The organism is Polaromonas glacialis, from assembly GCF_000709345.1.
Taxonomy (GTDB): domain Bacteria; phylum Pseudomonadota; class Gammaproteobacteria; order Burkholderiales; family Burkholderiaceae_C; genus Polaromonas; species Polaromonas glacialis.
This window is the reverse complement of sequence record NZ_KL448323.1, coordinates 38985-57845: the sequence shown is the minus strand read 5'-3', so window position 1 is coordinate 57845 and position 18861 is coordinate 38985. Positions and strand designations below refer to the sequence as shown.

Annotated in this window: 22 protein-coding genes; 8 read left to right on the top strand and 14 right to left on the bottom strand. The window is 60.9% G+C overall.

All coding sequences use genetic code 11. The features are described from left to right. Positions 1 to 436: 436 nt before the first annotated feature. From urtD to EC86_RS0100595, 8 genes are all read right to left on the bottom strand, one after another. Positions 437 to 1315: an urea ABC transporter ATP-binding protein UrtD gene (gene urtD / locus EC86_RS0100625; RefSeq protein WP_029523789.1), complete on the bottom strand. Its 879-nt coding sequence runs from the start codon at positions 1313 to 1315 to the stop codon at positions 437 to 439. Further along, a complete protein-coding gene (gene urtC / locus EC86_RS0100620; protein WP_029523788.1) occupies positions 1312 to 2523 on the bottom strand; it encodes an urea ABC transporter permease subunit UrtC in 1212 nt (403 codons plus the stop codon). The genes urtD and urtC overlap by 4 nt, the downstream gene beginning before the upstream one ends. A gap of 3 nt (positions 2524 to 2526) precedes the next feature. Continuing rightward, positions 2527 to 4101 (bottom strand): urea ABC transporter permease subunit UrtB, encoded by a 1575-nt coding sequence (gene urtB / locus EC86_RS0100615; RefSeq protein WP_029523787.1) that lies wholly within the window; start codon positions 4099 to 4101, stop codon positions 2527 to 2529. A 269-nt stretch (positions 4102 to 4370) separates the two neighbouring features. Then, positions 4371 to 5654, bottom strand: a complete 1284-nt coding sequence (urtA, locus tag EC86_RS0100610) for an urea ABC transporter substrate-binding protein (protein ID WP_029523786.1) — start codon at positions 5652 to 5654, stop codon at positions 4371 to 4373. 251 nt (positions 5655 to 5905) lie between these two features. Beyond that, complete coding sequence (locus EC86_RS27415) at positions 5906 to 6487, bottom strand: RES family NAD+ phosphorylase (protein WP_084181075.1); 582 nt, start codon at positions 6485 to 6487, stop codon at positions 5906 to 5908. A gap of 8 nt (positions 6488 to 6495) precedes the next feature. Then, positions 6496 to 6966, bottom strand: a complete 471-nt coding sequence (locus EC86_RS0100600) for a MerR family transcriptional regulator (protein WP_029523784.1) — start codon at positions 6964 to 6966, stop codon at positions 6496 to 6498. Positions 6967 to 6990: 24 nt separating this feature from the next. Next, positions 6991 to 7344: a hypothetical protein gene (locus EC86_RS27410; protein WP_084181073.1), complete on the bottom strand. Its 354-nt coding sequence runs from the start codon at positions 7342 to 7344 to the stop codon at positions 6991 to 6993. A gap of 124 nt (positions 7345 to 7468) precedes the next feature. Then, positions 7469 to 8164 (bottom strand): PDDEXK nuclease domain-containing protein, encoded by a 696-nt coding sequence (locus EC86_RS0100595; RefSeq protein ID WP_232229742.1) that lies wholly within the window; start codon positions 8162 to 8164, stop codon positions 7469 to 7471. A 202-nt stretch (positions 8165 to 8366) separates the two neighbouring features. Between EC86_RS0100595 and EC86_RS0100590 the strand changes: the two genes are divergently transcribed. Beyond that, the gene (locus EC86_RS0100590) at positions 8367 to 8675 is read left to right on the top strand and encodes an EthD family reductase (protein WP_029523782.1); all 309 of its coding nucleotides are present in this window, start codon (positions 8367 to 8369) and stop codon (positions 8673 to 8675) included. Between the two features lie 17 nt (positions 8676 to 8692). On the opposite strand, the gene EC86_RS0100585 is transcribed toward EC86_RS0100590, so the two are convergent. Next, positions 8693 to 9280: a hypothetical protein gene (locus EC86_RS0100585; RefSeq protein ID WP_156955151.1), complete on the bottom strand. Its 588-nt coding sequence runs from the start codon at positions 9278 to 9280 to the stop codon at positions 8693 to 8695. A 290-nt stretch (positions 9281 to 9570) separates the two neighbouring features. Between EC86_RS0100585 and EC86_RS0100580 the strand changes: the two genes are divergently transcribed. Continuing rightward, positions 9571 to 10659: an NAD(P)-dependent alcohol dehydrogenase gene (locus EC86_RS0100580; RefSeq protein WP_029523780.1), complete on the top strand. Its 1089-nt coding sequence runs from the start codon at positions 9571 to 9573 to the stop codon at positions 10657 to 10659. Between the two features lie 65 nt (positions 10660 to 10724). Here the strand turns inward: EC86_RS0100580 and EC86_RS0100575 are convergent, their stop codons facing one another. Together EC86_RS0100575 and EC86_RS27405 are read right to left on the bottom strand one after the other, a co-directional pair. Continuing rightward, the gene (locus EC86_RS0100575; RefSeq protein WP_036771668.1) at positions 10725 to 11801 is read right to left on the bottom strand and encodes an AI-2E family transporter; all 1077 of its coding nucleotides are present in this window, start codon (positions 11799 to 11801) and stop codon (positions 10725 to 10727) included. Positions 11802 to 12047: 246 nt separating this feature from the next. After that, positions 12048 to 12434 carry a hypothetical protein gene (locus EC86_RS27405; protein ID WP_029523778.1) on the bottom strand — a complete coding sequence of 129 codons (387 nt, stop codon included), beginning with the start codon at positions 12432 to 12434 and terminating at the stop codon, positions 12048 to 12050. Here EC86_RS27405 and EC86_RS28425 point away from each other — a divergent pair. From EC86_RS28425 to EC86_RS28420, 4 genes are all read left to right on the top strand, one after another. Then, on the top strand, positions 12418 to 12687 hold the full coding sequence (locus tag EC86_RS28425) for a hypothetical protein (RefSeq protein WP_156955148.1): 270 nt from the start codon (positions 12418 to 12420) through the stop codon (positions 12685 to 12687). The two genes, EC86_RS27405 and EC86_RS28425, sit on opposite strands and share 17 nt — an antisense overlap. 19 nt (positions 12688 to 12706) lie before the next feature. Beyond that, entirely contained in the window at positions 12707 to 13117 is a 411-nt protein-coding gene (locus EC86_RS25765) for an EF-hand domain-containing protein (protein ID WP_198026734.1), read from the top strand. Positions 13118 to 13180: 63 nt separating this feature from the next. Beyond that, positions 13181 to 15571 (top strand): ATP-dependent DNA helicase, encoded by a 2391-nt coding sequence (locus tag EC86_RS0100560; protein ID WP_084181071.1) that lies wholly within the window; start codon positions 13181 to 13183, stop codon positions 15569 to 15571. Continuing rightward, positions 15568 to 15735 (top strand): hypothetical protein, encoded by a 168-nt coding sequence (locus EC86_RS28420; protein ID WP_156955146.1) that lies wholly within the window; start codon positions 15568 to 15570, stop codon positions 15733 to 15735. The genes EC86_RS0100560 and EC86_RS28420 overlap by 4 nt, the downstream gene beginning before the upstream one ends. A 274-nt stretch (positions 15736 to 16009) precedes the next feature. Here the strand turns inward: EC86_RS28420 and EC86_RS0100550 are convergent, their stop codons facing one another. After that, the gene (locus EC86_RS0100550; protein ID WP_029523775.1) at positions 16010 to 16237 is read right to left on the bottom strand and encodes a hypothetical protein; all 228 of its coding nucleotides are present in this window, start codon (positions 16235 to 16237) and stop codon (positions 16010 to 16012) included. A 303-nt stretch (positions 16238 to 16540) separates the two neighbouring features. Here EC86_RS0100550 and EC86_RS0100545 point away from each other — a divergent pair, with 303 nt between their 5' ends. Then, the gene (locus EC86_RS0100545; RefSeq protein ID WP_029523774.1) at positions 16541 to 17884 is read left to right on the top strand and encodes a dicarboxylate/amino acid:cation symporter; all 1344 of its coding nucleotides are present in this window, start codon (positions 16541 to 16543) and stop codon (positions 17882 to 17884) included. 101 nt (positions 17885 to 17985) lie between these two features. Here the strand turns inward: EC86_RS0100545 and infA are convergent, their stop codons facing one another. Further along, positions 17986 to 18243 (bottom strand): translation initiation factor IF-1, encoded by a 258-nt coding sequence (gene infA / locus EC86_RS0100540; protein WP_026780839.1) that lies wholly within the window; start codon positions 18241 to 18243, stop codon positions 17986 to 17988. 62 nt (positions 18244 to 18305) lie between these two features. Then, positions 18306 to 18545, bottom strand: a complete 240-nt coding sequence (locus EC86_RS0100535; protein ID WP_029523773.1) for a hypothetical protein — start codon at positions 18543 to 18545, stop codon at positions 18306 to 18308. A gap of 166 nt (positions 18546 to 18711) precedes the next feature. Between EC86_RS0100535 and EC86_RS28415 the strand changes: the two genes are divergently transcribed. Further along, positions 18712 to 18858, top strand: coding sequence for a hypothetical protein (locus EC86_RS28415; protein ID WP_156955144.1), 147 nt, complete (start codon positions 18712 to 18714; stop codon positions 18856 to 18858). The last annotated feature ends 3 nt before the right edge of the window (positions 18859 to 18861 follow it).

Here is an 18861-nt window from a genome sequence, read left to right as displayed (position 1 = left end):
TCGGGGTCATATGCGCTCACTTTTGCGTAAAAAGTGCTGTTTCCGCTTTCTACGCCTGCGCAAGCAGCTATTGAATTAGTAGCATTCATAATTTCGGCATGGGCGCGGTGGCTGTTGGCTGTTTGGTTTTTTTCCCCGCCTGTCCCGTCTGTCCGGGCCTGTGATGCCCCGGAAAAACGGGATCAGGGCGGCGCGCTGTTTGAGCGCAACGCAGTGAAGCGAGTTTGCGCCGACCCCCGTTTTTCCGGGGCAGCGCAGGTTGCCCGTAGCGCAGCGTAGGGACCCGGACAGTCGGGTCGCCTTTTCTTTGCTTACTTTCTTTTGGCGAAGCAAAAGAAAGTGAGTAGCCGCCGGGCTACCCCCGGCCAGCAAGTGCAAGCAGCGGTAACCCAGCCACGAGCAAACACCAAAGCCGCCAAAGCCGCCAAAGCCCATATCAGCGCCCAAGATAAACCTCAATCACCCGTTCATCCGCCTGCACCTGGTCCAGCGTCCCCTGCGCCAAAACAGACCCGTCGCACAGCACCGTAACAATCTCGGAAATAGTCCGGATAAAGCTCATGTCGTGCTCGACCACCATCAGCGAATGCTTGCCCTTGAGCGTCAAAAACAGCTCCGCCGTTCGCGCAGTCTCTTCATCGGTCATGCCAGCAACCGGCTCGTCGAGCAGCAGCAGCTTCGGGTCCTGCATCAACAGCATGCCGATTTCCAGCCACTGCTTTTGCCCGTGGCTCAGGTTGCCCGCCAGCCGGTTCACGCTGCCAGCCAAGTGAATCGTCACCAAAATCTCGGCCAGCCGGTCGCTTTGCAGCGAGTCCAGCCGGAAAAACATCGACGCCTTCACGCCCTTGTTGGTTTTCAGCGCCAGTTCCAGGTTTTCAAACACCGTGAGCTGCTCGAACACCGTCGGTTTCTGGAACTTGCGGCCAATGCCGAGCTGCGCAATCTCGGCCTCCTTGTGGCGCAGCAGGTCAATCGTGCTGCCGAAAAACACCGTGCCTTCATCGGGCCGGGTCTTGCCGGTGATGATGTCCATCATCGTCGTCTTGCCAGCGCCGTTGGGCCCGATGATGCAGCGCAGCTCGCCCGGCGCAATGTCCAGTGAAAGCTTGTTGATGGCCTTGAAGCCGTCGAAGCTGACGCTGACATTTTCCAGATACAGGATGCGGCCATGGGTCACATCGACTTCGCCCGGCGTGCTGATACGGCCGGTGCTGGCGTTACGGCCGCCGGATTCGGTGTTGTTGAGGCCCGTCGGCGCCGCGCCATGGCGTTCAACCCGGCGCGCACCCTCTTCCAGCAGGTCGGGGGTCATTGCTCACCTCCCTTGCGGAGTTTCTTCACCAGCCCGACGACGCCGTTGGGCAAAAACAAGGTCACTCCAATGAACAACGCCCCCAGAAAATAAAGCCAGAACTCGGGGTAGGCCACCGTCAGCCAGCTCTTGGCTCCGTTGACGATGAAGGCGCCGACAATCGGCCCGATCAGGCTGGCGCGCCCGCCTACGGCCGCCCAGATGGCGATTTCAATCGAGTTGGCCGGGCTCATCTCGCCCGGGTTGATGATGCCGACCTGCGGCACGTACAGCGCACCGGCTACGGCGCACATGACGGCCGAGATCACCCAGATCGTCAGCTTGTAGCCCAGCGGGCTGTAGCCCGAGAACATGACGCGCGTTTCGGCATCACGGATCGCCTGCAGCACGCGGCCGAACTTGCTGCCGACCAGCCATTTGGCGAACAGGAAGAAACCCAGCAGCGTCAAGCCTGTCATGACGAACAGCGTCATGCGCATAGCCGGCGTGGCAATCGAAATGTCCAGGATGCGCTTGAAATCGGTAAAGCCGTTGTTGCCGCCAAAGCCGGTCTCGTTGCGAAAGAACAGCAGCATCGCGGCAAAGGTCATGGCCTGCGTGATGATCGAAAAATAGACCCCCTTGATGCGCGAGCGAAACGCAAAGTAGCCGAACACAAAGGCCACGATGCCCGGCACCGCGACGATCAGGAACAGCGTGCCGACAAAGCTGTCGCTGAAGGTCCAGTGCCAGGGCAGCTCTTTCCAGTCGAGGAACACCATGAAGTCGGGCAAGTCGCTTTTATAGTTGCCGTCCGCGCCGATCTGGCGCATCAAATACATGCCCATCACGTAGCCGCCGAGCGCAAAAAACACACCGTGGCCGAGCGACAAAATGCCGGTGTAGCCCCAGATCAGGTCCATCGCCAGCGCGGCAATGGCGTAGCACATGATCTTGCCGAGCAGCGCCACCGCGTAGGTGCTCAGGTGCAGCGCATGGCCTTCGTGCACCCACAGGTTGAGCACCGGCGCCAAGGCGCAGATGACGATCAGCGCGATGACGAAGGCGCTCCAGCCGCTGCGGGTCAGCAGCGGGCCTTTGCCGGGAAGCAGGGCGCGCGCCGGGCTGGATGGCGCTGGCGGGCGGGCCTGAACTGGCACTTTAGGTGTCATATCGGTGCCCTGCTCGGCCAGCAAGGATTCGTTGATGGTGGGAAATGGTGTGCTCATGATTTATGCCTCTGCCGAACGGCCCTTCATCGCGAAGATGCCCTGGGGCCGCTTCTGGATGAAGACGATGATGAGTACGAGCACGGCGATCTTGGCCAGCACGGCGCCGGTCCAGCCTTCGAGGAATTTGTTCAGGATGCCCAGCCCCATGGCGGCGTACACCGTTCCGGCCAGTTGGCCCACGCCGCCCAGCACCACGACCATGAAGGCATCGACGATGTAGCCCTGCCCCAGGTCCGGCCCGACGTTGCCGACCTGGCTCAATGCGCAGCCGGCGAGTCCGGCAATCCCGGAACCCAGCGCAAAGGCGTAGGTGTCGATGCGCGCGGTGTTCACGCCCATGCAGGAGGCAATCGGGCGGTTTTGCGTCACGCCGCGAACGAACAGGCCCAGCCGCGTCTTGCTGATCAGCCAAGCCATGCTAAGGAGCACGGCAATCGCAAAGCCGATGATGACCAGCCGGTTGTAGGGCAGCGACAAATTGCCCAGCACCTGCACGCCGCCGCTCATCCAGACCGGGTTCTCGACGCCGACGTTCTGTGCGCCGAAAATCGAGCGCACCAGCTGCTGCAGCATCAGGCTGATGCCCCAGGTCGCCAGCAGCGTCTCCAGCGGCCGGCCGTAGAGGAAGCGGATCACGCTGCGTTCCAGCGCCGCGCCCATCAGCGCCGAGGCCAGGAAGGCGACAGGCACGGCCGCCAGCAAATACCAGTCGAACGCGCCGGGCAGGTATTTCTGGAACAAGCCCTGCACCACGTAGGTGGCGTAGGCGCCGATCATCATCAGTTCGCCGTGCGCCATGTTGATGACGCCCATCAGGCCGTAGGTGATCGCCAGGCCAAGCGCCACCAGCAGCAGGATGCTGCCCAGGCTGATGCCGCTGAAAATCGCGCCCAGCTTGTCGCCCCAGGCCAGCGAGGCCTGAACTTTTGTCAATGCGGACTGCAAGGCGACCTTCACATCGGCATCGGTTTCAGTGCCCAGCCGCTCGATCAATACGGTCTTGGTGGCCGGGTTGTTGCTGGCCGACAGCAGCGCGGCCGCATCCAGGCGTTTGGCCTTGTCGCTGCTGCCGAGCAGGATGGCGGCGCGCATGACTTCGAGCTGGCTCTTGAGCGCAGGTACCGTTTCAGCCGCCCAGGCTTTCTCGATCAGCGGCAGGCGCGCCTCGTCGCTTTCGCCGGCCAGCGTCCTGATGGCTTCGCTGCGGAGCTTTTCGTCTTTGGACAGCAGCTTGATTGCCGCCAGGGCGTTGTCCAGTTCGCTGCGCATCAGGTTGGGATTGATCACGTCTTCGGCATCAGGCGGCAGCGGCTGCTCGGCGCCGGTGATCGGGTCAAAGGCTTTTTCATCCTTGACCACGAACACCTTCTCGCCGCTGGTCTTGACGGCATCGTCGGCCAGCGCCTGGATGAAGGCGGCGGTTTTTTCATCGGCGGTGACGGCCGCCTTGGCCAGCGCCTCGACGCGCGCTTCGGTTTCGCCAAAAATAATGCCTTTTACCTCGTCTGCGCTTAAGGCATGAGCGTGACCAGCTATGAATAGCGTAGCAAGCAGGAGTAGATGTCGAAATAGCATAAAAGAACCTGTAGGTTGGGCGGGCACGCCCTGTGGCGGTACGCCCAGACTGCAATTTCCTTGAAAAGCGGTTACGCCGATTTCAAATGGCTGTCATTGCGGGCTTGACCCGCAATCCATGGCCCCGAATTCATGGATGCCGGGTCCCCGGATCAGGTCCGGGGCAGGCTCAGACCGGCATGACATGGGGTACATCGGAAACTTCTGCGTCCCTTCCTCCCTCCCCCGCTGGGGGAGGGTCGGGGTGGGGCCGCACCCGAAATCCGGATTTACTTCTTGACGACGGTCATGCCCTTGACCGGCTCGTCAGGCTTCTTGTCGTTGCCTTCGATGTACGGGCTCCATGGCTTGGCTTTCACCGGGCCGGGCGTTTTCCAGACCACGTTGAACTGGCCATCGGCCTTGATCTCGCCGATGAACACCGACTTGTGCAGGTGGTGGTTCTTCTCGTCCATCTTGCTCAGGATGCCCGACGGCGCCTTGAAGGTCTGGCCGGCCATGGCGGCAATCACCTTGTCGGTGTCGGTGGACTTGGCTTTTTCAACTGCCTGCTTCCACATGTTGATGCCGATGTAGGTCGCTTCCATCGGGTCGTTGGTCAAAGGCTTGTCCTTGTGGCCGGCAATGTTCTTGGCCTTGGCATAGTCGCTCCACTTCTTGATGAACTCGGTGTTGGTCGGGTTCTTGATCGACATGAAGTAGTTCCAGGCCGCCAGGTGGCCGACCAGCGGCTTGGTGTCCACGCCGCGCAGCTCTTCTTCACCCACGCTGAACGCCACGACCGGCACGTCCTTGGCTTTGAGGCCGGCGTTGCCCAGTTCCTTGTAGAAAGGCACGTTGGAGTCGCCGTTGATGGTCGAAACCACCGCCGTCTTGCCGCCTTGACTGAACTTCTTCACGTCAGCGACGATGGTCTGGTAGTCCGAATGGCCGAACGGGGTGTATTTCTCGTCGATGTCCTTGTCGGCCACGCCCTTGGATTTCAGGTAGGCGCGCAGGATCTTGTTGGTGGTGCGCGGGTACACATAGTCGGTGCCCAGCAGCACCCAGCGCTTGGCGCCGCCGCCGGCCTTGCTCATCAGGTAATCGACGGCAGGAATGGCCTGCTGGTTTGGCGCTGCACCCGTGTAGAACACGTTCTTGCTCAGTTCCTCGCCTTCGTACTGGACGGGGTAGAACAGCAGGCCGTTCATTTCCTCGACCACCGGCAGCACCGACTTGCGCGACACCGAGGTCCAGCAGCCGAAGATGACGGAAACCTTGTCCTGGCCGAGCAGCTGCTTGGTTTTTTCGGCGAACAGCGGCCAGTTGGAAGCCGGGTCAACGACCACGGGTTCGAGCTTCTTGCCGAGCACGCCGCCCTTGGCATTGATCTCGTCAATTGCCATCAGGACGGTGTCTTTCAGCACGGTCTCGGAAATCGCCATGGTGCCCGACAGGCTGTGCAGGATGCCGACCTTGATGGTGTCTTCCGCCGCATAAGCGGGCAGCGCGGACAGGGTGGTCAGGGCGACGGCGGCGGTGAGCGCCTTGAGGGTGAATCGACGTTGCATGAGTGCTTCTCCGGTGGGTTGACAAGTTTCCGTTTCGCTGGGTGGGGCCTGGGGAACCGGGCCTTTTTCGTCGCGATGGGTGAACTTTAGGGAGAAGCTGGGGATTGGGGAATACGCCGGGTGGCGTATGGGCTTGCTTGAATTCAATACGCCTCCAGCATCAAAAAAGATCGTCATGCCGTGCAAACCTGAGCAGAAATTAGCGCCACAACATCCGAAGCCTTGAAAGAAAAGCTAAAGTACGTCGCTACCTACTCTCGAACAATTGGCACTTGAGAGCCCCAAGCGGCTGCCACCACCGCAGTGTGCAATTGCTCAGTGCCTGGTTTGACAAGCGGTGTTGAGGATGTTCGTTTTGTCTTGTCAATGCCAGATTTAAAAAGACAGACACAGCCATGGTGCGGATGTTGGGCCGAGGCATAGAAAATGCCGTCCAGGTCTTGCCGTCGGCAGTCCAGCGCAAAGCTTTGCGTGGATTCATAGCGGAGCGACTGCAACACGGGGTAGAGCTCTTCCAGCCCACGCAAATCAACCAGGCGCAGTCGATGCAGCGTTTCAAAGCGGGCCAGTACGCGCTGCTGCAACCTGTCCCAGTGGCAGCTGCGCACTTCTCTTCGGAACAGTGATTCATACAACGCCGTTTCCGGGCTGTCACCCAGGTAGGCAATGGGTTCGTCCGCAAGGTCAAAGCGGCCGGTCAAGCCACCCAGTGGCGCTAGCAAGAAACCATTGACTCGCACACTGTCGATGCGTGCCGTTTTGCGCTGCACGCGGTGCCAAATTTGGCGGGTAGGAAGTTCAGTGATGGGTGGGTTCAGTTCTTTGAAGTTCATGGATGAGGTCAATGTGCCTCAGCCGTTGCCAGTGTCAGGATTCGCTCCAGCGGGGCGCCTTGCTCCAGTGCGGCGCGCGGTGTCTGGCCGTCAAGCGCAGCGGCCGGCGACTCCAGAAACCCAAGCAGTTGCCAGCCATCGCTGGTGCCCAGGCTCTTCGCGATGGGCTGCAATGCGGGCCAGATGGCAGGCTCGAACTGCCAGCGCGGCAGTTTGAAGCCCCGGCGCAAGTTAGACACGCCGATGCAGCGCCCGCTTTTAATCCAGGCATTGATCGTCACACGGCTGGTGCCCGCCAGTTCGGCGGCTTCCTCGGTGGTGATCATGTCGGTAGCCTCCATGCGGTCGCGTCGGTACTGCACGCCCGAGCGCAACAAGGCCGCTGTCTGCGTGGCGGGGGCATATGGACTGTCATTCGCTTCTTGGCGTGGCTGAGCGGTTTTGGTGGAAAACGGTGAGTGGATGGTTAGGGTGTTCATGCGTTGACTCTGAAAAAATGCGCTTTAGGGCGCGTTACGCAGGTTGACTTTTCCGGACCAGAAAAAACAGATCAACCGAGGACAAGCCACGCTGTCGGCTCTAGAGCGCAGCAAAGGTCGCACCAGCAAGCGATGTATATGCAAGCTCATGAAGGCCACCATCCGACTTCCTGCTTGATGCATTTCATACACGCAAAGGCAATGCTCAACGTTGCCACTATGACCATCGTTCTTTCCATGAACCGCCAAATAAGCCTTCCTCATGGCTATCTCAATCTTGCTAGGCTCGAACGCCACCACTGAGCCATTGCGACGAATGATTTGGTAGTGAGCCAGTGGCTGTGTATCTGCGATGTCAATTTCGTCCCAAGTAAGCATTTAAGCCTCCAGGTCGCATGAACCGCACCGACGCGGGGCGATCAACATGCTGGCTAAATTCTAGTTAACTTCGATTGATTCGTCAACTTTGATTAACTGGTTAATTTCGTTAACCAAAAATCACTTAAACAGCACGAGGTATTGAGTAGTTGTAAAAAACCAGGTCGATATAGAAGTCCTTGTTCCCGGTGCTGATACTCTGCTGCCGCGCCACGAAGGCAAAGCCCTTGTCCAGTTCCAGCAAAAACGCCTGCAGCTTGTCCATCAATCCCTGCTCCAGGTCGGAGTCGAGCAAGCGCCCGGTGCCCGGCAGGCCCAAAAACTCCAGCAGCACCGGGTCGCGGACAAATTCGCGCGGCGTCTGGCGCAAGGGCGCCAGCAAGGCGTCGGCTTCCGACGCCACGGCGGCCTTGTCCTGGCTGGCCAGCAGGCGCTCGTAATACAGCGTGCTGATCTGCCGCTCCAGCGCGCGGGAACTCCAGTTCTGGCGGACCGCTTCGCTCACATACCACTGGCGGGCAGCTTCGCTTTCGACCCGTAATAGGCGCCGGTAATGCGTCCAGCTCAATTCGTGACGCAGTGCGTCACGAATTGGAAACGTTTGAAAAAACATCCGCATATTGCGCAAATTGCTGGCGTCAAAACCCCGGCCAAACTCTTGCGTCAAGCGTTCGGCCAGGCGCGCGCCATACGTTGCGCGCGCCTGGCCCTGCTGCTCGAACTCCACGATATGGCGGCCAATTTCCCAGCAGGTCTGGACCTGGATTGCATCGACCGCACGCAGCGCCTGCGTGCGCACCTGCACGATCAGTTCGCGCAAGCGGCCCAGCAGAGGCCCGGGCGCGACGGCTTCAGGCTCGGCGGGTCAAACTTTGTCACCAGGGTTCATTCGATTGCTTTTCGTGTACGTCGAAGTGCCGATGTTAAGGCTGTCGTGCATTACGGCATGGCCCCCGATCAACTGCTAAATTGCATCCCTGCCCGCGCGTTGCGGGCCAGATCACTCAAACCGGAGACAAACCATGGCCAAGCTTTTCGCGGTTTACCAGCAGCCCGCCGACACCGCTGCATTCGATGACTACTACTTCAGCAAGCATGCGCCGCTGGCCAAGACGCTGCCGGGCCTGCGCGGCTATGAAGTCACGCAGGGTGACGTGATGGGCGCGACCGGCAAGCACGGCGTGTACCGGGTCGCCATCCTGGAATTCGATTCGATGGCGGCTATTGAAGCGGCCATGGCGTCGCCGCAAGGCCAGGCCGCCGCCGCCGACCTGGCCAACTTTGCCGGCGCCGGCGTGGACCTGATGATGGGCGAGACGCGGCTGATCTGAACCAAGCCAGCGCCGGATCAATGGCGGGCGCCTGGCAGGGCCATCAGCAGCCACCATGCGCAGGTCACGTTTTCCAGATCGCAGGCCACCGGATCAAGCGGCGCGGGGTATTTTCTGGACGGCGAACCTTTCTGCGAACCAAACAGGCGAGCCAGTTCCCGCCGCAGGCCAGGGTCTGTCCCTGCCTCGAAACCGGGGCGCATGCCATCGGCGAGCAGGTGTTTTTTGGCTGACCATGAAAATCTGACCATTTCCAGGCCGTAGAGCGATTCCAGACGGTCGCAACGTTCAAAACAGGCGGCCGGCGTGCTGTTGTAGCCATGCAGGTAAAGCAGCAGCGGTCGCGCTTCCTGAAACAACTGTAACAATTCATTCATGGATTCGGCATCGTCCACGTCGCAGTCGATTTGCACCACTTTCCAGTCTTCTTCCTGTGTCTGCGGCGCATGCTGGCGGGTGGCCCGCGCCAGCGGGTCCGCACCGGCTGTAAATTGTTGCTCGACGGCTGACGTGGCAGCGCGGCCTTCCGATTCACGGCTGCTGAAAATAAGCATCTTCATCCCCCTTGTTACTTTTTGTCCAACGGTGCTTGCGCGCACCGTCAAGCCATCGTGACCAAAGCGCTTGATGATGGCTATCCCCCAAACAAGGGGGGTTTGCAGGCAGGCGCGGCGGCAAATTCAGCCCGCGTTTTAAACCCCCGTTTACTGCCTGCTACAAAATATATAGCTGCCTATGCTTACCTGATATGCGCAAAGCATGCAAACCATGCATGAAATGGACGATTGGACAATGAAGCCGGGTCCTACGCGGGTTTGGGCAGTCGGGTCATGCGGCAGACTCGCTAAAGGGCTAGCATGAGTCGCTTGCCAACTCACAACTCCTGGATTTCGTCATGACCCAAGCACTCGGCTACGCCGCCACCTCCGCCACCACCCCGCTCGCGCCCTTCACCTTCGAACGCCGTTCACCCGGCCAGCTTGATGTGGCGCTCGACATCCTGTATTGCGGCGTCTGCCACTCCGACCTGCACACGGCGCGCAATGAATGGCAAAACACCGTGTATCCATCGGTGCCGGGCCACGAAATCGTCGGGCGCGTCACGGCGGTTGGCGAGCTGGTGAGCAAGTTCAAGGTCGGCGACATCGTCGGCGTGGGCTGCATGGTGGACAGCTGCCAGCATTGCGCGCCCTGCGAAGGCGGCCTGGAGCAATACTGCGACAACGGTTTTACCGGCACCTACAACGGCCCCGAGCAGGGCACCGGCGCCAACACCTACGGCGGCTATTCCAGCCACATCGTGGTGCGCGAATCGTTCGTGCTGCGCATTTCGCATCCCGAGGCCGACCTGGCCGCTGTCGCGCCGCTGCTGTGCGCGGGCATCACCACCTATTCGCCGCTGCGCCAGTGGAAGGTCGGCCCGGGCCACAAGGTCGGCATTGTCGGGCTGGGCGGGCTGGGGCACATGGGCGTGAAGATTGCCGCCGCTATGGGCGCGCATGTGGTGCTGTTCACCACCTCGGCGAACAAGCGCGAGGACGCGCTGCGCCTGGGCGCCAAGGAAGTCGTGGTGTCCAAAAATGCCGACGAAATGGCCGCGCATGCCGGCAGTTTCGATTTCATCCTGAACACGGTGGCCGCGCCGCATGACCTGGACGCTTTTTTGGTGCTGCTCAAGCTCGACGGCACCATGACGCTGGTCGGCGCGCCCGCCACCCCGCACCCGTCGCCTGGCGTGTTCAACCTGATCATGAAGCGCCGCCGCCTGGCCGGCTCGCTGATCGGCGGCATCCGGGAAACCCAGGAAATGCTGGATTTCTGCGCGCAGCACGGGCTGGTGTCGGACATCGAGGCGATCCGCATGGACGAGATCGAGACGGCCTACGAGCGCATGCTCAAGAGCGATGTGAAGTACCGCTTCGTGGTGGACATGGCCACACTGCCCATCGGCCAGCAGCCGACCCCGGTCCAGCCTGCTATTTAATCAATAGCTGCCCGCGCCCGCAGCTACTGCGCAAACAGCCTTTTTTATCGATAAAACCCGGTGGTTCAGGGCAATGGCGGTTCGGCCAGTTCATCCTCCCGGGCCTTCATGAAAATGTCCCACGCCGCCATGAACATGGCCGCGATCACCGGGCCGATGACAAAGCCGTTCAGGCCGAACAGCGACATGCCGCCAATCGTGGAAACCAGCACCACATAGTCGGGCATCTTGGTGTCCTTGCCGACCAGCACCGGGCGCAGGATGTTGTCGACCAGGCCGATCACCAGCACGCCATAGGCAATCAGCAGCACGCCCTGCCAGATCGCGCCGGTGGCCAAAAAATAGATGGCGACGGGAATCCACACGATGGCCGCGCCGACGGCTGGCAGCAGCGACAAAAACGCCATCAGCGTGCCCCACAGCACCGGCGCGTGAATGCCGAGGAACCAGAAGATGAGCCCGCCCAGGGCGCCCTGCAGCATGGCCACGACGATGTTGCCCTTGACGGTGGCGCGAATGACGGTGGTGAACTTGCTGAAGATGTTGCGCTTGATCTCGGCTTCGAGCGGAATCGCTTCCTTGATGCGCCGCGACAGGGCGCCGCCGTCGCGCAGAAAGAAAAACAGCAGGTACAGCATGATGAAAAAGCTGACGAAAAAATCGAAGGCGTTCTGCCCGATGTTGAGTGCCTGCGTGGCGATGAACTGGCTGCCCTGCGTCAGGCTGCTGGTCACGCGGTCCTGGATCAGCCCCAGGTTGTCCAGGCCCGAACGGCCAAGGATTCCGTTCACCCATGACGGAAGGGCGTTGTAGATTTGCTGGAAATAGCGGCCAAAACTCAGTTCGCCGGACTGCACGCGCTGGTACACGCTGGCCGCTTCCTGCGTCAGCAAGGCGCTGATCAGCCCGACCGGCAAGATGACCAGCACCAGGATGATGGAAAGCGTCAGCAAGGCGGCCAGCGTTCGCTTTTGCGGCATTTTTCTGAGCAGGCGCAGGAACAGCGCATTGAACAGGATGGCCAGCACCGAGCCCCAGAAGACCGCGCCGTAATAAGGCCAGAGCACCCAGAAAAAAGCCAGTGAAACCAGGACCAGCAGGAGCAGGAAGGAGCGGTCTTCCAGACGGGAAGACTTGGCCATTTTTGAGAGTTTCATAGGCTTGCACAAAGGGTTGAAGGAACTGGAGCGCCCATGGTAACGGTATCGATTGCCAATACTGGAAGCTGTTGCGCGCAAGCCAGCGGGCCAGGCCCAAATTGTCTTGGCTGCCCGGTTCGAGGCCTGCCCAGGAGCCCGCTACGCTGCGCAGGCATGAGTTGAAAACGTGGCTACCGCGACGGGTTCGGCGCATGGCCGCAAGCCGCTGGCCGGGAAAAGGGCAGGATTTCAGCGTGACGCGTTCGCAGTTTCGTCGCCGTCATCTTCCACATCGATGTCCAGGTCATCGCCGTCATCGGCCAGGTCCTCGACTTCGCTCAGGTCATTGAAGTCGTCGCCGGCATCGGCGTCGACATCGCTGTCCGAATCGGTGCCAGGCGCCTGTTCGATGCGGTCGGGCAGGATGTCCGCATCGGGCTGGTTGCGGTCAAGGCCTGCGGAGGCGCGCTCGCCGGTGCCCACGGCGTCGCTGTCGCTCGACAGTTCGTCGTCGCCATAGGCGCCCACCGCATCGCTGCCGCTGTCGGAGTTGTCGCTGGGACCCAGGGCATGCAGGTCTTTACCGCTGATTTCCTCGGGGGCCTTGGAGCCGCCCAGAATGCTGCTGGTTGCCATGGTGTTTCCTTGTGCTTTTAAAATCCATATGGAAGCCCTGATTGTCGAAAGCCGGCCCAGTGGCTGCTGTGGGACAGTCCATGCCCGTGCTGTCAGCCGCAAGCGCATGCATTGCCATGGCATGAAACCGGATCAGGCCCGTCGCAACGGCAAAGCAGTGCGCGCGGTGTGCCCGCCAGGTAAAGCTGCGAAACACGCTGCAAGTTTGCTGGAGCCGCCGGGCAAACTGGCGTCCAATCGCAGGCATGTTTGACCTTTTAATGAGCCGACCCATGAATTTTTCCACGGTCTTTTCCGTCCATCCCGTTAACCGAAATCCGGCCCTTTCCGCCGTGCGCACTGGCAGAACTTCGTTGCAGGTCTGGTCCAGGATGCTCGGCGTGAGCGCGGCCGCTGCGCTGTGGGCCCTGGGCGCCCAGGCCCAAGGCACCGATTCCCCCACTGCCGCCACTTCGGGCGCGGCCGCTGCGGAAGTTTCTGCGCCGGCGCCGCGCTACGCGGCCAGCGACCTGGAACGGGCCTTTGGTTTCATGGACGGCAACCGCGACGGCAAGGTCAGCTGGCAGGAAGCCTCGGGCTTTCGCGGCGTGGCGAAAAATTTTGATCGGGCCGACACCAACCAGGACGGCTTCCTGTCGCGCGAGGAATTCGACACGGCCATGAACTACGTCAAGCCCCAGTGACGGCGCTTCACAACTTGGCCCGCGCCCCAGCCAGCCAGCCGACGCTGCCAGCGGGCGCCTGAATTGCGCTATGTCGTCGCCGTCCGGGCGCTGTGCGAATTCACCGCCAAGCAGGGGGACCTGGACCTGCGTTTCACGCCCTCGCCTTCCGCGCAGGAAGGCATTGCCGGCCATGCGCTGGTCGCATCCCGACGCGGCGCGCTCTACCAGGCCGAAGTGAGCCTGAGCGGCGACTACAAGGAGCTGCGGGTGCGCGGCCGCGCCGATGGCTACGACGCGCAAAACAGGCAGCTCGAAGAGGTCAAGACCTTCCGGGGCGACCTGGCCGACATGCCGGAAAACCACCGCCAGTTGCACTGGGCGCAGGTCAAGGTCTATGGCTGGCTGCTGTGCCAGAAGCTGGAGCTGGCCGAGGTGAGGCTGGCGCTGGTTTACCTGGACATCGGCAGCCAGCAGGAAACGGTGCTGGCGGAATGCTTCACCGCCGAGGCGCTGAAAGGCTATTTTGAAGCGCAGTGCGAAAAATTCCTGGACTGGGCGCGGCAGGAACTGGCGCACCGCGCGGCACGCGATGCAGCGCTGGCGGCGCTGGCTTTTCCGCATGCGGCCTTTCGCACCGGCCAGCGCGAACTGGCCGAGGCGGTGTACCGCTCGGCCGCCAGCAGCCGCTGCCTGATGGCGCAGGCACCCACCGGCATCGGCAAGACCATAGCCACGGTCTTTCCGCTGCTCAAGGCCGCGCCCCGGCAGCACATCGACAAGGTGTTCTTTCTGGCGGCCAAGACCCCCGGCCGCCGGCTGGCACTCGATGCGCTGGCGCTGATCAATCGAAGCGCGCCGACCCTTCCCCTGCGCATCATCGAGCTGGTGGCGCGCGACAAGGCGTGCGAGCACCTGGACAAGGCCTGCCATGGCGAGTCGTGCCCGCTGGCCCGGGGGTTTTACGACCGCCTGCCGGCTGCGCGCAGCGCGGCGCTGGCCGAACCGGGGGCGGGCGGCCTGCTCGACAAGGAAGCGCTGCGTACGGTGGCGCTGGCGCATGGCGTGTGCCCGTATTACCTGAGCCAGGACCTGGTGCGCTGGAGCGATGTGGTGGTCGGCGACTACAACTATTACTTTGACGTGAGCGCCCTCCTCCATGGCCTGACGGTGGCCAATGGCTGGCGCGTCAGCGTGCTGGTCGATGAAGCGCACAACCTGGTGGACCGGGCGCGAAAGATGTATTCGGCCGAACTGGACCAGGCCGAACTGGCCGGCGTGCGGCAGTCGGCCGGGCCGGCGCTGAAAAAGCCGCTCGACCGCCTGCACCGCGCTTGGCGCGACCTGGCCAGGGGGCCACAGCATCCGCCAGAACAAGCCTATCAGGTGTGCGACAGTCCGCCGGACAAGTTCCTGCTGGCCTTGCAACAGGCTACGGCCGCCATAACCGATGACCTGGAGGCGCATCCGACGCGAGTGGATGCTGCGCTCCAGCGCTTTTACTTCGATGCGCTGCATTTCTCGCGCATTGCCGAAAGCTTTGGCGCGCATTCGCTGTTTGACATCACGCTTGACGATGCGCGTGTCCGCAATGGCCCTTTCGGCTCCAGCCGCCCGGCGGCCCGGTTCAGCCGGCTGTGCATCCGCAACGTCGTGCCCGCGCCTTTCCTGGCGCCGCGCTTTGCCGCTGCCCGGTCGGCCGCGCTGTTTTCCGCGACGCTGAGCCCGCAAAAATATCATGCCGACACGCTGGGCCTGCCGGCCGACACGGCCTGGGTCGATGTGCCGTCGCCGTTCCTGGCCGAGCAGCTGGCGGTGCAGGTGGTGAGCGACATCTCGACCCGTTACCAGCACCGCGAGGGGTCGCTGGCGCCCATCGCGCACCTGATGGCGCGGCAGTACGACGACAAGCCGGGCAACTACCTGGTGTTCCTGAGCAGCTACGACTATCTGGAAAAGCTGGCCGAGCGCTTCCGGCAATTGCACCCGCAGGTGCCGATATGGCAGCAGACCCGGCGCATGGATGAAGCGGCGCGTGACGAATTCCTGGCGCGCTTTGTGCCGGAGGGACGCGGCATTGGTTTTGCCGTGCTGGGCGGCGCGTTTGCCGAGGGCATCGACCTGCCCGGCCAGCGGCTGATTGGCGCCTTCATCGCCACGCTGGGCCTGCCGCAGGTCAACCCGGTCAACGAGCAGATCAAGCTGCGGATGGCTGAAAATTTTGGCGCCCGGCAGGCTTATGACTACACCTACCTTTACCCGGGAATCCAGAAAGTCGTGCAGGCCGCAGGCCGGGTGATACGCACCACGCGGGACCAGGGCGTGATCTTCCTGATGGACGACCGGTTTGCGCGGCCGCAAGTCCAACGCTTGCTGCCTTCATGGTGGCAGGTGCGGCAAATGCGCCTCCGCCCTGCCAGCGTAACCGATGCAGACAGGCGCGTGTGGGTGTCAGCCGATGGCGTGCAGCCATGAAAAAACCCGCCGAGGCGGGTTTTTTTGCATCCTTTTCAGGGTGGCAGGCAGCTTTTCAGAACACCCCGAAAAGCATCAGCAACAAGATGACGGTGATGGGGACACCGAGTAACCAGGCAATGATGGGCATGTTGATTTCCTTTGAAGTGGATCTGTCCGGTTGACAGCCCTAAGTTAAAAGGAATCGCTTGCGGTGCTTGCCAGCCTGCAAGACAGACGCCCGTAAGAAATCTCCGAAGACCGTGTAGTTCTGTAAAACCGTGCCGCCACTGGGAAAGCCATGGAACGCGGCCTGAAATAAATGACAAACAGGCTTCTTGCGCAATACTGGCGGTCGTTAACAGCTATAAAAAATAGAGCGCCGCGCCTTGTAGGAAAACACTCCGCCGCGCACGCTGTCAGGCGCGTTTTGCAAACATTCTTCGAGCTTGCAGCAACTCATTCATTCGGGTTGTTGCCCTTGATGCCGTGCTGTTCCTTGAAGGCGAGCTGAACCAGTTCAAGCTGGTCAACCAGCGCATCAATTCTTTGAAAATCCTTGTCCGGCTCGGTCAGCAGGCGCTCCAGCTCTTCACGCATACGGGCGTATTCAGTCTGGAGGTCGGCATTCGCCAGTTCATTGGCAAGGTAGCTGCTGTGAAGCGAAGGTGTCGTGTTCAAAGACATGGAGGAACTCCTTGTGTAGGGAATGCAGTCGTAGCGGGCTGATGGCTCGCACCGGCAGGACAGTCATCTAAGCATTCGCTCCTGTGCATGAATGTAGGACGGCAGCGTATTTTTTGTTTTTCAGCTCCTGTCGAGATATCCACAAGAACTGGCCGGTCATAGAATCCGAAAAAAACGTCCATCCCGAATTTAAGTGTTGAAAACATCCCTTTTTGTGGCTACTACGTATATTCAATCGGGACACGCTGGCTATATTGGCTTTCCTCAATCTTTTACTGCCGCATCAGCCGATGCACCCCACGCATGACCACCTCAACACTCCCGCGCAAATTGCCGCTTTACCGTTCCCTGTATTTCCAGGTGATCTGCGCCGTCATTGCAGGCGTCGCACTGGGGTTTTTCTACCCTTCGGTGGGCGAAAGCATGAAGCCGCTCGGCGATGGCTTTATCAAGCTCATCAAGATGATGATCGCGCCGATCATTTTCTGCACCGTGGTCGTCGGCATCGCCGGCATGGAAGACATGAAGAAGGTGGGCAAGACCGGCGGACTGGCGCTGCTGTACTTTGAAGTCGTCAGCACCTTCGCGCTGATCATCGGGCTGGTGCTGGTCAACGTGCTCAAACCGGGCGTCGGCATGAATGTGGACCCGGCCACGCTGGACACCAAGGCCATTGCAGCCTACACCGGACCGGGCAAGATGGTCAGCACGACCGACTTCATCATGAACGTCATCCCGACCGCCTTTGTCGATGCCTTTGCCAAAGGCGAGATCTTGCAGGTGCTGCTGCTGGCGCTGCTGTTCGGCTTTGCCTTGCACCGCTTCGGCGGCCGGGGCACGATGGTGTTCGACATGATCGAGAAGACCTCGCATGTGCTGTTCACCATCGTCGGCTTCATCATGAAGGTCGCGCCGATCGGTGCGTTTGGCGCCATGGCGTTCACCATTGGCAAATACGGCGTCGGCTCGCTGTTTTCACTCGGCAAGCTGATGGGTGCGTTCTACCTGACCTGCCTGATCTTCATCTTTATCGTGCTCGGCACGATTGCCAAGCTCCACGGCTTCAGCATCTGGAAATTCATCAAGTACATCAAGGAAGAACTGCTGATCGTGCTCGGCACCTCGTCGTCCGAATCGGTGCTGCCGCGCATGATGGAAAAGATGGAAAACCTGGGCGCCAAAAAGACGACCGTGGGCCTGGTCATTCCCACCGGCTATTCGTTCAACCTGGATGGAACATCGATCTACCTGACGATGGCGGCGGTCTTCATCGCGCAGGCGACCAACACGCCGATGACGCTGATGCAGGAAATCACGCTGCTGGGCGTGTTGCTGCTGACCTCGAAAGGCGCTGCGGGCGTGACCGGAAGCGGCTTCATCGTGCTGGCGGCCACGCTGTCGGCGGTCGGCACCGTGCCGGTGGCCGGCCTGGCCTTGATTCTGGGCATCGACCGCTTCATGTCGGAAGCGCGCGCGCTGACCAACCTGATCGGCAACGGCGTGGCGACGCTGGTCGTGGCCAAGTGGACCAACGAGCTTGATGTGGAGCGGCTGCATGCCGGCCTGAACAACGAGACGTGGGAGGAAGCCCAGGAACCGGAAATGGTGCTGGACGAAAAGACGGAGCACATGGCCGTGGGGCACTGACCTGCCTGGGAAAACCGCACCCAGCCGGGTGCATCGGGTGCATGGTGCCCGAAAGCCATGGCACCGGGTGCCATGGAAAACTGCGGGAAGGGCTTGGCTAGTTAGCGGTTCTGGCGTGGCGCAGGTCCTGGCCCGCGACCGGCGATGTGACGGAAGGTGATACGGCCCTTGCTCAGGTCGTAGGGTGAGAGTTCCAGCGACACCTGGTCGCCTGCCAGGATGCGGATATGGTTCTTGCGCATCTTGCCCGAGGTGTAGGCCACGAGCTTGTGGCCGTTGTCCAGCGTCACGCGAAAGCGCGAGTCGGGCAGGACTTCATCAACCAGACCATGCATCTCAATCAATTCTTCTTTGGCCATCTATCAACTCCTGATATTTCAAAATTATGGGGTGTCGCCAGCCCACGCGGGCTGGCTGTGCATCATGCGCAAACCGGCGATGAACGCTCGTGAATCCAGCCCAGGGCGTGTTCGGTAGCGTAATGTACGGCAGCGGCGGCGCTGTCAAAAATTCCGGTGAAACGCAGCACCCGGTCATGGGTGCCGCTGCCGCGACCGGAGCGGATGGAAACTGAAGCCGCGAAGCGGCCTTCGCCCTGCGCTTTGGCAGTGGGCGAGACGAGATATTTGCCTACCTCTAATTGGGTATCGTTCATGTTCATAAAAGTCTTTGCCGGATATTTTTTCCGGCTTCATGGGAGAGTAACCAGCTTGGAAGCCAAGCCAACGTGTATTCGGTACTGGCCGCCAGGCTCTTGAAAGCCGGACAGATTGAGCCATGAGTGGGCACCGTTGGTGGAAGTGCTCGCCAGGAGATGAAACAGTGCTGTGGGCATCAAGGCTGAAAAACCTGTGAAAGCAGTGCCAGATCGCTGGGAATTCGGGCTCTGGGAAGCGCCGCATTTGAGAAAGAAGCCGGATGAAATGGTGACTTCGATGAAAAACGCTGATGCGTTACCGAACCCGCCATTATAACCG